This is a genomic window from Pannonibacter indicus (genome assembly GCF_001418225.1).
GTDB classification, from domain to species: Bacteria; Pseudomonadota; Alphaproteobacteria; order Rhizobiales; family Stappiaceae; genus Pannonibacter; species Pannonibacter indicus.
The window spans coordinates 1-12,301 of sequence record NZ_LIPT01000001.1; the positions used below are offsets into that span (position 1 = coordinate 1).

At 63.5% G+C, this 12,301-nt stretch carries 14 protein-coding genes and 1 pseudogene; 10 read left to right on the top strand and 5 right to left on the bottom strand.

Going from position 1 to position 12,301, the window contains the following annotated elements:
• The coding region (locus ASC48_RS00005) for a putative Ig domain-containing protein (protein WP_208975471.1) at window positions 1-2,236 on the top strand (2,236 nt) is incomplete at its 5' end.
• Between the two features lie 76 nt (window positions 2,237-2,312).
• On the opposite strand, the gene ASC48_RS00010 is transcribed toward ASC48_RS00005, so the two are convergent.
• Entirely contained in the window at window positions 2,313-3,557 is a 1,245-nt protein-coding gene (locus ASC48_RS00010; protein WP_055454271.1) for an NAD(P)/FAD-dependent oxidoreductase, read from the bottom strand.
• Window positions 3,558-3,654: 97 nt separating this feature from the next.
• On the opposite strand from ASC48_RS00010, the gene ASC48_RS00015 reads away from it, so the two are divergent.
• The 3 genes from ASC48_RS00015 (at window position 3,655) to ASC48_RS00025 (ending at window position 6,584) form a co-directional block, all read left to right on the top strand.
• A complete protein-coding gene (locus ASC48_RS00015) occupies window positions 3,655-4,620 on the top strand; it encodes a sodium:proton symporter (RefSeq protein WP_055453813.1) in 966 nt (321 codons plus the stop codon).
• A 77-nt stretch (window positions 4,621-4,697) separates the two neighbouring features.
• Window positions 4,698-6,026 carry an adenylosuccinate lyase gene (gene purB, locus ASC48_RS00020; protein ID WP_055453814.1) on the top strand — a complete coding sequence of 443 codons (1,329 nt, stop codon included), beginning with the start codon at window positions 4,698-4,700 and terminating at the stop codon, window positions 6,024-6,026.
• 3 nt (window positions 6,027-6,029) lie between these two features.
• Complete coding sequence (locus tag ASC48_RS00025) at window positions 6,030-6,584, top strand: RBBP9/YdeN family alpha/beta hydrolase (protein ID WP_055453815.1); 555 nt, start codon at window positions 6,030-6,032, stop codon at window positions 6,582-6,584.
• A 97-nt stretch (window positions 6,585-6,681) separates the two neighbouring features.
• On the opposite strand, the gene ASC48_RS00030 is transcribed toward ASC48_RS00025, so the two are convergent.
• The 3 genes and pseudogenes from ASC48_RS00030 to ASC48_RS00040 all read right to left on the bottom strand — a co-directional run bounded on the left by ASC48_RS00030 (window position 6,682) and on the right by ASC48_RS00040 (window position 8,290).
• Window positions 6,682-6,897 (bottom strand): hypothetical protein, encoded by a 216-nt coding sequence (locus tag ASC48_RS00030; RefSeq protein ID WP_055453816.1) that lies wholly within the window; start codon window positions 6,895-6,897, stop codon window positions 6,682-6,684.
• Window positions 6,898-7,045: 148 nt separating this feature from the next.
• Window positions 7,046-7,812 (bottom strand): annotated as a pseudogene (locus ASC48_RS00035) (HpcH/HpaI aldolase family protein).
• Window positions 7,813-7,966: 154 nt separating this feature from the next.
• Window positions 7,967-8,290, bottom strand: coding sequence for a DUF1476 domain-containing protein (locus ASC48_RS00040; RefSeq protein WP_055453817.1), 324 nt, complete (start codon window positions 8,288-8,290; stop codon window positions 7,967-7,969).
• A 292-nt stretch (window positions 8,291-8,582) separates the two neighbouring features.
• Between ASC48_RS00040 and purC the strand changes: the two genes are divergently transcribed.
• From purC to speB, 6 genes are all read left to right on the top strand, one after another.
• Window positions 8,583-9,380, top strand: a complete 798-nt coding sequence (purC, locus tag ASC48_RS00045; RefSeq protein WP_019964626.1) for a phosphoribosylaminoimidazolesuccinocarboxamide synthase — start codon at window positions 8,583-8,585, stop codon at window positions 9,378-9,380.
• A 185-nt stretch (window positions 9,381-9,565) separates the two neighbouring features.
• On the top strand, window positions 9,566-9,805 hold the full coding sequence (purS, locus tag ASC48_RS00050) for a phosphoribosylformylglycinamidine synthase subunit PurS (protein WP_055453818.1): 240 nt from the start codon (window positions 9,566-9,568) through the stop codon (window positions 9,803-9,805).
• A gap of 20 nt (window positions 9,806-9,825) precedes the next feature.
• Window positions 9,826-9,933: a phosphoribosylformylglycinamidine synthase-associated small membrane protein gene (locus ASC48_RS19860; protein WP_244269967.1), complete on the top strand. Its 108-nt coding sequence runs from the start codon at window positions 9,826-9,828 to the stop codon at window positions 9,931-9,933.
• A gap of 70 nt (window positions 9,934-10,003) precedes the next feature.
• Window positions 10,004-10,675 carry a phosphoribosylformylglycinamidine synthase subunit PurQ gene (purQ, locus tag ASC48_RS00055; protein ID WP_055453819.1) on the top strand — a complete coding sequence of 224 codons (672 nt, stop codon included), beginning with the start codon at window positions 10,004-10,006 and terminating at the stop codon, window positions 10,673-10,675.
• Between the two features lie 22 nt (window positions 10,676-10,697).
• Window positions 10,698-10,946, top strand: a complete 249-nt coding sequence (locus ASC48_RS00060; protein ID WP_055453820.1) for a DUF2164 domain-containing protein — start codon at window positions 10,698-10,700, stop codon at window positions 10,944-10,946.
• Window positions 10,947-11,008: 62 nt separating this feature from the next.
• The gene (speB, locus tag ASC48_RS00065) at window positions 11,009-11,977 is read left to right on the top strand and encodes an agmatinase (protein WP_055453821.1); all 969 of its coding nucleotides are present in this window, start codon (window positions 11,009-11,011) and stop codon (window positions 11,975-11,977) included.
• A gap of 25 nt (window positions 11,978-12,002) precedes the next feature.
• Here the strand turns inward: speB and ASC48_RS00070 are convergent, their stop codons facing one another.
• Entirely contained in the window at window positions 12,003-12,251 is a 249-nt protein-coding gene (locus tag ASC48_RS00070) for a DUF1127 domain-containing protein (RefSeq protein WP_082439922.1), read from the bottom strand.
• Window positions 12,252-12,301: the final 50 nt, after the last annotated feature.

The window sequence follows — 12,301 nt, forward strand, 5'->3', positions numbered from 1 at the left end:
CAGCAACATCATCACCGTGGTGGTCACCGCCGAAGACGGCACCACGACCGAGACCTACACGGTCACCGTCACCCGCGCTGGCGCAACCGATGCCAGCCTATCGGACCTCGTCCTGTCCGAAGGCACGCTGTGGCCAGCCTTCGCCAGCGACACACCCAGCTACACCGCTTCTGTCGGTAATGCCGTCACGTCGCTGACCGTCACGCCTACCGTCGCAGACGCAAATGCCACCGTCACCGTGAACGGCACATCCGTCACGTCCGGCAATGCCTCGGGCGCCATCAACCTCAACGTCGGCAGCAACATCATCACCGTGGTGGTCACGGCCCAGGATGGCACGACGACCATAACCTACAGTGTCACCGTCAACCGTGCAGCCCCGGTAACCATCACCCTGTCGCCCGCAGCAGGCAGCCTCACGGCCGGACAGGCCGGCACCGCATACAGCCAGTCCGTCTCCGCATCCGGCGGCACCGGGCCTTACACCTATGCCGTCACCAGCGGCGCCCTGCCTGCTGGCCTCACGCTCAACACCAACACCGGTGACATCAGCGGCACGCCCACGGCGGCAGGCACTGCGAACTTCACAATCACAGCAACGGACGCCAACACCGATACGGGCAGCGCCGCCTATTCCCTGCAGATCAACGCCGCCCCCGCATCAATCAACTTCTCGCCCGCAGGCGGCGCTCTGCCCGAAGCCATGGCCGGAGAGGATTACACCACCACCATCACGGTGAGTGGCGGCACAAGCCCCTATCTCTTCAGCGTCAGCGCCGGGGCACTGCCTCCCGGCATGGTTCTGAACGTTTCGACCGGTGTGCTGAGCGGTCCGCTCGATCCGGACACGGAAGGCAGCTACAGTTTCACCATCCAGGTGAGCGATGCCAACAACGCGACCGCTTCGGCCGCCTATACGCTGGAAGTCCAGACGCGCGCCGTGACCGTGACGGACAAGGTGGTGACCGTTCCTGCCGGAGAAACGCCCGGCAACGTCAATCTCGCCGCAGGTGCCACCGGCGGCCCCTTCATTGAAGCAAACATTGTGTCCGTTGAGCCCTCCAATGCAGGCACCGCACGCATTGTGAACAGCCAGTTCGCCCAGGCTGGCGGCGGTGGTTCGGCAGGCTTTTATCTGAAGTTCACGCCGGACCCGGCCTATTCCGGCCAGGTTATCGTGCGCTTCTCGCTGACCAGTTCTCTCGGCATTTCAAACACCGGCAGCGTGATCTACAACCTCGGATACAATCCGCAAAAGGTCGCTGCGGAAATCGACAGCCTTGTGCGGGGGTTCGTACGGACCCGGCAAGGCCTCATTGCGAACGCAGTAAAGGTGCCGGACCTGCGCGACAGGCGGCGGATGCAGACGGCAAACGAGATCGTCAGCATGCGGTTCACGCCTTCGGAGCGCGGCATGTCCCTTGGATTTGCCACCAGCCTGGAGCAGATGAATGCGGCCAGCAATGCCCTGACGCCGGATCTCAAGGCGGAGGCAATGGCCTTCAACGTCTGGATCCAGGGCTCGGCGACCGCCCATACACGCAAGCAGAATGACGGCCGCTGGGGCAGCTTTGCCATGCTCTCCGCCGGTGCGGATTATCTGCTGGCGGATTGGGCGCTTGTTGGTGTGTCGTTCCATTATGACCATATGAGCGATCCCACCCCGGGCGGCGCAAGACTGAGCGGCAATGGCTGGCTGGCAGGCCCCTACGCCTCGATCGAGGTCTACCGGAATGTCTTCTGGGATACGCGCCTCTTCCTTGGCGGATCGACCAACGGTATCGACACCCAGTTCTGGGACGGCGGTTTCGACACCACCCGCTGGATGGCCGATACGGCCCTGTCCGGCGAATGGCAGCTGGATTCGGCCACCACCCTCTCCCCCACCCTGCGGGCGGTCTATCTGTCGGAGAAGATCAAGGACTATGGCGTCCGCAATGGAGCCGGGGACGAAATCCTCATGGATGGCTTCATCGAGGAGCAGTTCCGGGTCAGCGGTGCCCTTGAACTGGCACGGCTGTTCATTCTGGACAATGGCATGCTGCTGACGCCCGCCCTTGAACTCACGGGCGGCTATGCCGGGCTTGGCGGCCGGGGTGCCTTTGGCGCAGCCGAGGGCAGCCTGACCCTGACCGATGGCTCCAGATGGCGGCTCAACGCCGGTGTCAAAGTCAATGTGGAGGGAGACGGCAGCACGTCCCTCACCGCAAAGGCTGGCGCGGGTATCCGCTTCTGATACCAAGGCGCTGAGGTCCTCAAGCGGCTGCGGATCTGACCCTTTCCCGGTGTCTCAAGACCACCGGGAAAGGGTGTTACAGAAACCGGAGGGGGGACAGAGGCGCGGGGTCGATGACCGGCGGCACGCCGGTGATGAGATCGGCCAGAATATGGCCGGTGACCGGCCCCAGCGTGAAACCGCAATGGCCATGGCCGAAGTTGAGCCAGAGGCCGCTTTCGCCGGGGGCAGCGCCCAGCACCGGCAGACTGTCCGGGAAACAGGGGCGTGAGCCCATCCAGGCGCCGGGTTCGGCAGGAACCGTCAGCGGAAAGATCTCGCGGGCCTTGCGGAAAGCCCGCTCCACCTGCACAGGCGTCGGCGCCGCATCCCGTTCGGCCAGTTCAATGCCCGTCGTCAGGCGGATGCCCTTTTCCATCGGCGCCAGCACATAGCCCATTTCCGCATCCACCACGGGCCGCGACAGCCCCGCCCCCGCCCTCGCCTTGTAGTGCTGGTGGTAACCGCGCTTGACGGCGAGCGGGAAGCGGTAACCGAAGCCTTTCAGGAAATCCATGGACCATGGCCCCAGACACAGGGCAACGGCGCGTCCGCGCACCGGTCCCTTGTCCGTGGTAATGGCCCAGCCCCCGTGCGAGCGCGTCAAACGCCTTGCATCCCCGGTCAGGATCTCGCCGCCCTTCTCCGCCAGCGACCGGGCAAAGGCCTTGGTTACGGCGCCGGGATTGGACACCGATTCGCTCTCGGGCCAGAAGATGCCGCGGCAGCCTTCCGCCGTGAGACAGGGCTCCAGTTCATTGAGGTCGAGTTCGTCCAGCTCGTGATAATCGACGCCGAAGATCCGGGCATAATGACGCTCGGCCGCCGTCGCCTCAATGCCGGTCTCCGTGCGGTAGACGTAAATGGTGCCCGTCTGCCGGTAATATTTCAGCGCCTCTGCGGCTTCCGCCAGCACCCTGTGCTCGCCGATGGCATAGGCCTCCAGCGCATTCATCGCATGGGCAAGGCGCTGCACGCCCGTGCGGCTGCCATGGCGGCGGAAAGCCATCAGCCAGGGCAGCAGACGCAGCACCGTGCCAAGCCTGTAATTGGCACCCGGCCAGCGCCCCAGCGCGATGTTGAGCAGGAATTTCGCATCTCCGGGAAAACCGGGCGGCAGGAATCCGTTGCGCTCTATGATCCCGGCATTACCATGGGACGTCTCTTCGCCGGGCTGTCGGCGGTCGACAAGGGCAACGTCAAGCCCCCGTCGCTGCAACTGCAGGGCGGTCGAGGTTCCGACCATGCCGGCGCCGAGCACGATGACGTCAACTGTGCGCACCTGCCACCCTTCCAGCCCTGCCTTCACCCGCCCGAGTTGCTTAACATTCTGACGCTTATAGCCTCTTTCGCCAACACCTAAAGGAGAGAATTACCGTATGGCCCTTTCCCTCACAGGCGCGCTCGGCTGGCTGGGCCGCCGGGGCACGGGGGCGGTGGCCCTGAGCGCCTTCGCCGGCATGGTGCTGCCGGGCCTCTCCTCCCTGGCGCGGCCCTTTGTGTCCGAAGCCATTTTCGCGCTGCTGGTGCTGGCCTTCCTGAAAGTGGACCAGACCGCCGTTCTGGCCCGGCTGCGCCGCCCCGGGCTGGTGCTGGCGGCCAGCCTCTGGATGATGCTTCTGCTGCCCACGGGCGCCGCCCTCCTCGCCGCAGCGGCGGGCTTGCGGGAGGTAGCACCCGATCTTGCCATGGCGCTGTTCATCGTCACGGCAGCCCCGGCCATCATGTCCTCGCCTGCCTTCATGTATTTCCTGAAACTCGACGGCGCGCTCAGCCTCACGGTTCTGGCCCTGTCGATGCTGCTGGTGCCGCTCACGGCCCCTTTCACCGCCTATCTCATTCTGGGCGAGACGCTGCCGCTCGACAGCCTGACACTGGGCCTCAAGCTCTCCGGCCTGCTGGCAGGATCGATGGCCGTGGCCGCGCTGCTGCGGCGTCTGGCAGGCGAGGCAAGGATCGCCGCCGCACAGGATGTGATCAGCGGCGGCAACGTGCTTTTGCTGTTCTTCTTCGCCATCGCCGTCATGGATGGTGTGGCCGCAAGCTTTGCCAGCCGTCCGATGGTGTCGCTCGGCATCGTGTCCCTCACCTATGCGGTGTCGCTGACACAGGCCGGCCTGACGCTGCTGGTCTTTGCCCCGGCCCTGCGCAGCGATGCCTTCGTCATCGCCTATTCGGCCGGAAACCGGAACATGGGGCTGATGGTGGCCGCCCTCGGCGGCACTCTGCCGGACCTTGCCTGGCTCTATTTCGGCCTGGGCCAGCTGCCGATCTACACCCTGCCCTACCTGCTGCGCCCGCTGGCCCGCAGGCTGACGGCGGCAACGGATGCAAAACAAACCTAGCAACGCCCATCCCCGCATTGAGATACGCGCCCGTCTCTGATAGACCCCAGCCAGTTTTCCCAGAATGAGGACCCGCGATGATCCCGCGCTATTCCCGCCCTGACATGGTTGCCATCTGGTCTCCCGAGACGAAGTTCCGCATCTGGTTCGAGATCGAGGCCCATGCCTGCGACGCGCTGGCAGATCTTGGTGTGATCCCGAAGGAAGCGGCGCAGACCATCTGGGAAAAGGGCGGCGCAGCCACCTTCGACATTGAGCGCATCGACGAAATCGAGCGCGAGACGAAGCATGACGTCATCGCCTTCCTCACCCATCTGGCCGAGATCGTCGGTCCGGATGCCCGCTTCGTCCATCAGGGCATGACCTCCTCGGACGTGCTGGACACCTGCTTCAACGTGCAGCTTGTGCGTGCCACCGATCTTCTGCTGAAGGACATGGATGCGCTGCTGGCCGCCATCAAGCGCCGCGCCTTCGAACACAAGGACACGGTCTGCATCGGCCGTTCGCATGGCATCCATGCCGAGCCAGTCACCTTCGGCCTGAAGATGGCCGAGGCCTATGCCGAGTTCGACCGCTGCCGCAAGCGCCTGATGAATGCGCGCGAGGAAATCGCCACCTGCGCCATTTCCGGCGCCGTCGGCACCTTCGCCAACATTGATCCGCGCGTGGAAGAGCATGTGGCGCAGGCCATGGGCCTGAAGGCAGAGCCTGTGTCCACGCAGGTCATCCCGCGTGACCGCCATGCCATGTATTTTGCCACCCTCGGTGTCATCGCCTCGTCCATCGAGCGCGTGGCCACGGAAATCCGCCACCTGCAGCGCACGGAAGTTCTGGAAGCGGAGGAGTATTTCTCCCCCGGTCAGAAGGGCTCTTCCGCCATGCCGCACAAGCGCAACCCGGTGCTGACCGAAAACCTGACGGGTCTTGCCCGCCTCGTGCGCGGCTTCTCCATTCCGGCGATGGAAAACGTCGCCCTGTGGCACGAGCGGGATATCTCCCACTCCTCCGTCGAGCGCATGATCGGCCCGGACGCCACCGTCACCCTCGACTTTGCGCTGGCCCGCCTCACCGGCGTCATCGACAAGCTGCTGGTCTATCCGGAGCGCATGATGGGCAACATGGACCGTCTCGGTGGCCTCGTGCATTCCCAGCGCATCCTGCTCGCCCTCACCCAGGCCGGTTCCTCGCGTGAAGATGCCTACCGTCTGGTGCAGCGCAACGCCATGAAGGTCTGGGAAAGCTATCAGGTCTCCGGCTCGGCCGGTGTGGACTTCCTGAGCGAACTGCTCAACGATGCAGACGTGCGCCAGTATCTGTCGGAAGACCAGATCCGCGACCGGTTCGACCTCGGCTATCACACCAAGAACGTGGACGTGATCTTCCAGCGCGTCTTTGGGGAAAGCTGACCCATGAAGATCGCCGACGCCGACATCCTGCTCATTCCCGGCTATGCCAGCAGTGCTCCCGGTCACTGGATGCGCCGCTGGGAAGAGAAGATGGCCAACGCGCGGGTGGTGGAACAGGACAACTGGTTCACGCCCTCGAAGAAGGTCTGGATGGAGACGCTGCTGGCCGCCATCGAGGTGGCGGAGCGTCCGGTGGTGCTGGTCGCCCATTCCCTCGGCTGCATTCTGGTCGCCCATGGCGCCCATGTGCTGCCGAAGGACAAGGTGAAGGGCGCCTTCCTCGTCGCCCCGTCCGACTGGGACCGGCCCGGCCTCGTGCCCGCCTTTGACGGCGGCGACTTCGTGCCAGTGCCACGCATGCCCCTGCCCTTCCGCACTCATGTGGTGGCAAGCCAGAATGACGCTTACTGCGACTTCGAGGTGGCCAAGGGTTTTGCCCACAGCTGGGGCGCCACGTTCCAGGATGCCGGCCATGTCGGCCACATCAACCTTGAAAGCGGCCACGGCCCCTGGCCAGAAGGCATGATGTCCTTCGCCCATTTCATGGCGCGGATGTAAGTGTAACCCTCTCTCTATGAGCCAGCCTCATCGAGAGAGGGTAAACCCTTTTGCGGCGGGAAAGCCTTCCAAATTCCCTAGACAGCCTTCAGCCCCCTCACGCAACGCGGTTGCTGGGCTGGATCATGTCGCGGATGTGCTTGCCGGCCAGGACGCTGGCCGGAATGGCGAGAAGCAGGCCGCAGGCCGCCGCCCCTGCCAGCATCAGCGGATTGAAGTGGTCGGGACCATAGACCGACAGCGGCACAAGAGCGCCGATGCCGGCCATTGTCGGTCCGATGACGATGAAGAGAATCGCGGAAAGCTTCCACATGACACAGGCTCCGGTTAAAGATGACCGGCGCGCAGAAGCACGCCGCAACATCCCGATCACCGCGCCTGCCGTCCGGGCGCCACTGCCCCATGCCGGCGATCTTCCCCGTCAAGTTGCGCTGGCCGGAGCGGATGGTCCTTGATCCGGATCAAGCAAGCCGTGCCAGAACGTCGCGGAAGGCGCCCTGAATGACCGGCAGATCCATGCCATGGGCGAGCAGACGGTAGCCCATGGCCTGAGCCGCCTTCACATCCTCCGGCGTCATGCAGAAATAGCCCGCAAAGCGCCCGGCGGCGCGGGTCTTGCGGATGATCCGTTCTGCGGCCTCCCGCACGGACTCGCTGTGGGGGTTGAGCGCTGCGCCTTTGACAGCGTCAGCGACAGATCGCCCGGCCCGACAAACACCCCGTCAATGCCCGGCACAGCCAGAATCTCATCCAGCGCTGCAATGGCTTCGGGCGTTTCGATCATGGCAAAGGCCAGAACCTCGCTGTTGGCGCCAGCGAGATAGTCCGGCATGGTCTGCCCGGCCAGCATCGATGCGCGCACGGGCCCCCAGCTGCGGCTGCCCAGCGGCGGATATTTCATTGCGGCGGCAAAGGCTCTGGCTTCTTCCGCAGAATTGATCATTGGCGCGATCACCGCCTCGGCCCCCGCATCGGCGGCACGGCTGGCCATGGCATTGCCGCCGACGGGAATGCGGACGATCCGGTGCGCTCCGCCCAGCGCCACAGCGGCCAGACAATCGCGGATGCTGCCCGCATCATGAATGCCGTGCTGCATGTCCAGCGTCACCGCGCCAAAGCCCGCCCGCGCCATGGCCTCAGCCACCACGGGCGCCGGCAGCACGGACCAGGCCGTCACCACCGTTTCATCCGCCTTGAACCGCGCTGCGAGTGTCTTCCTGTCTGCCATCTGGACCTCCCTGTTCTGGCCCCATCAGACAGGATGTCAGACAACCCGGCAAGGCAGAATCAGGCTGCATCCGTTCGCCGTCCCCATACCCGGCAAAAAACCTCCGCACCGGTGGCACGGAGATTTTTCGTCATGCGCCGTATCGGATGAAAGGTCAGATCCCCTTCCGGATCTGGTCGATCGCGGTGTGCATCAGCTCGTCCATGGTGCGGCGAATCTGGTGGTCGGACTGTTCCACATGACCCTTGTCGAAATCGGCGCGGATCTTGCGGAATACGTCTTCATCGCCAGCTTCCTCGAAGTCGGCGCGCACCACTTCCTTTGCATATTCATCTGCCGCTGCAGCGGAAAGCCCAAGCTTTTCCGCAGCCCACAGGCCCAGAAGCTTGTTGCGCCGGGCGTTCGCCTTGAAGCGCAGTTCCTCGTCATGAGCGAACTTGTTCTCGAAACTCTCCCCACGACCTTCAAACGTGCTCATGAAATGCCTCCTCTTGTGCCGGCAGCAAACCTTCAACCACCTGCGTGGCCCCATTCATATGGTATCTGTTCCGCGCTCTGCATATCCCCCGCAATGATGCAAATCAACGCACTAGCGCAGAGATTGCCGCCACGTAAGCCGCATCCGCAAATGATTACCCCGGCTCCATTGTACTTTTGCAAAGGATCGTTTAAGTTCCGCGCCGCTAATGCGGGGCTAATTGTCGATGTTGAAGGAAATGGCCAGCACTTGCGCCACTTCAAAATCGCACGCACAGGAGTTTCCCGCATCGATGGATTTTCTCAAGCAAACACGGTACGTGCCCATGAATCGCCGCCGGCGTATCTATGAAGGCAAGGGCAAGATCCTCTATGAGGGCCCTGAGCCAGGAACCTTGATCCAGCATTTCAAGGACGATGCAACCGCCTTCAACGCCAAAAAGCACGAGATCGTGGACGGCAAGGGCGTGCTTAACAACCGCATCTCCGAATACATCTTCAATCAGCTGAATGGCATGGGCATCCCGACCCATTTCATCCGCCGGATGAACATGCGAGAGCAGCTGATCCGCGAAGTCGAGATCATCCCGCTCGAAGTCGTGGTGCGCAATGTTGCAGCCGGTTCGCTCGCCACCCGCCTCGGCATCGAGGAAGGTGTGCAGCTGCCGCGCTCCATCATCGAGTTCTATTACAAGAACGACGCCCTCAACGACCCGATGGTCGCTGAAGAGCACATCACCGCCTTTGGCTGGGCCACCCCGCAGGAACTCGACGACATCATGGCGCTCGCCATCCGCGTCAACGACTTCCTGTCCGGCCTGTTCCTCGGCGTCGGCATCCGCCTTGTCGATTTCAAGATCGAATGCGGCCGCCTGTTCGAAGGCGACATGATGCGCATCGTCGTCGCGGACGAAATCTCGCCGGACAGCTGCCGTCTGTGGGATATCGCCACCAACGACAAGATGGACAAGGACCGCTTCCGCCGCGACATGGGCGGGATGCTGGAAGCCTATCAGGAAGTCGCGCGCCGTCTCGGCATCCTGAACGACAACGAGCGCCCCAACGGCTCCGGCCCGACGCTCGTCCAGTAAGGCTCAACACCCTCAAGGCCCCGTCCGGCTTGTGCCGGACGGGGCCTTTTGTGTTTGCGGGCGGCAATCTGCAACTTCCTGCAGGGACTGGGGCGAAGCCCCTTCCGTCACGGGGCTGGTTGGTGTAAGCAGCGCGGCAGAAAAGGGCCGCATTGGCCATGGCGATTAACGGAAAGACGAGAGCGATGAAGGCACGTGTCACCGTCACCCTGAAGAACGGCGTTCTGGACCCCCAGGGCAAGGCCATCGAAGGGGCGCTCGGCGCTCTCGGTTTTGACGGCATCAATGGCGTGCGCCAGGGCAAGGTCTTCGACGTGGAGCTGAGCGACCGCGATGCGGTCAAGGCCCGCGAAGATCTGACCGCCATGTGCGAGAAGCTGCTCGCCAACACCGTCATCGAGAACTACGCCATCGAAATCCTCTGAGGCAGACTGAGGCTGCGGCCATGGATCCGGATACACAAAAGGCGATCCGCTTTCTCCTGATCAAGGCCGCCATCTTCATCCTGCTGCCGGCAGGGCTCAGTCTTCTGGCTGTGCTCCTGCTGCTCTAGAGTTTGCAAGGGCCGCCGAGGCCCATCCGATCCGCCGCAGTCCGCCAGGACGACACACGGGAAGCCTGCCATGAAGTCCGCCGTCATCCTCTGCCCCGGCCTCAACCGCGACCGCGACATGCTCTACGCACTGGAGCAGATCACCGGCCAGAAGCCTGCCACGGTCTGGCACACGGATACGGACATTCCGGATGTGGACCTGATCGTCATCCCCGGCGGCTTCTCCTATGGCGATTATCTGCGCGCCGGTGCCATTGCCGCCCGCTCGCCAGTGCTGCAGGAGGTGATCGCCCGTGCGGCCAGGGGCGTGCATGTGCTGGGCGTGTGCAACGGCTTCCAGATCCTCACCGAGGCTGGCCTGCTGCCGGGCGCGCTGATGCGCAATGCCGGGCTGAAGTTCATCTGCAAGGAAATCGAGCTGGAAACGGTCAATGCCAAGACAGCCTTCTCCAATGCATTCCGGCAGGGTGAAGTCTGGCGCTGCCCGATCGCCCATCACGACGGCAACTACTTCGCCGATGCCGAAACGCTGAAGGCCATTGAGGGTAACGGCCAGGTGGTGTTCCGCTACGCCAACGGCTGCAACCCGAACGGCTCGATCAACGATATCGCCGGTGTGATGAACAAGGCCGGCAACGTGCTCGGCATGATGCCGCATCCGGAGAACCTGATCGAAGACCTGCAGGGCGGCACCGATGGCCGCAAGATCTTCGAAAGCCTGCTCGGCCAGCTGGTGGCCTGAAACGGGCAAGGCGGGGAAATCCATGAAGAAGCTGGAACTTCCCCGTGACCTGCAGACCCGGATTGCCAGCCGTGTTTCGGATTTCTGCCGGGACGAGCTGGACGTGGATCTGGGCAACATGGACGCGCTGCGGCTGCTGGATTTTCTGGCTGAGGAAGCCGGCAGCGCCTTCTACACCCTCGGCGTCCGCGATGCTGCCGCACAGGCGGCAAAGCGCTTCGAAGATCTTTCCGACGATCTGGCAGGCCTTGAGCGTCAGGACTGGCGCTGAAACCCTCTTGTCCTTCCCTGCCCCCACCGGGCATGCTGGGAAAAACGGGCAAGGGGCACAGCATGGACGACACATTCTTTCAGCCGGTATCCGGGTTCGAGCTGCCGCGCTTTGCCGGCATTCCCACCTTCATGCGCCTGCCGCATGTGAACATTGCCTCGCCGGAGGCGGAGCGCGTGGATATCGGCCTCATCGGCGTGCCCTGGGATGGCGGCACCACCAACCGGGCGGGCGCCCGCCACGGGCCGCGCCAGCTGCGCGATCTCTCCACCATGATCCGGCAAGTGCATCCGCACACGAGGGTCAATCCCTTCGGTCTCGCCAATTGCGCCGATCTGGGTGATGCACCGGTCAATCCGGCCGATGTGCAGGATGCGCTGGCGCGGATTACCGGCTTCTATGACCAGATCGTCGATCTCGGCATCACGCCGCTCACCGCAGGCGGTGACCATCTTGTCTCGCTGCCGGTCCTCAGGGCACTGGCCCGCAACGGGCCGCTGGGCATGATCCATTTCGATGCCCACACCGACCTCTTCGACAGCTATTTCGGCGGCTTCCGCTACACCCACGGCACACCCTTCCGCCGTGCCATCGAAGAGGAACTGCTGGACCCGGAGCGCGTCGTGCAGATCGGCATTCGCGGCACGATGTATGACGGGGAGGATATCGAGTGGGGCGAGGCGCAGGGCGTGCGCATCATCATGATCGAGGAACTGATGGAGCGCGGGATCGATCACGTGATGGCTGAGGCCCGCGAACGGGTGGGGAGAACACCGGCCTATGTCAGCTTCGATATCGACGTGATCGACCCCGCCTTTGCCCCCGGCACCGGCACACCGGAAATCGGAGGCATAACCTCGTTTCAGGCGCAGCGGCTGATCCGGCGGCTGGCGGGCGTCAATGTGGCGGGCGCCGATCTTGTGGAGGTCTCGCCCCCCTTCGATCCGTCCGGCGGCACCGCATGGCTCGGCTCCTCGCTGATGTTCGAACTGCTGTGCATCCTCGCAAATTCACGAGCGCAGCAGGACTGACCGCAAGCACCGCACGAAACAGGCATCAGTCGCGCGGCCGCTCCCGGTAGATCCAGAAAGGCCGCGCGGCTTCCCTCGCTGCCTGCTCCCGGGTGATGCCGATATCGGCCAGCTCATCATCCGTCAGTTCAGACAATTGCGCCCGTGTCCGGCCAACAGTCAGCCACATGGCCAGCGTCGAGATCACAGCCTTGAGCAGCCCGGAAAAGCGGTGCGCCGGACGCGCTTCACGCAAGACAATTTCCGGCTCTTCGCACTGATGAACGTGGGACATGTCACTCTCCAAGCGGCACAATTGATACAATATCGTTTCATTGACCTCGT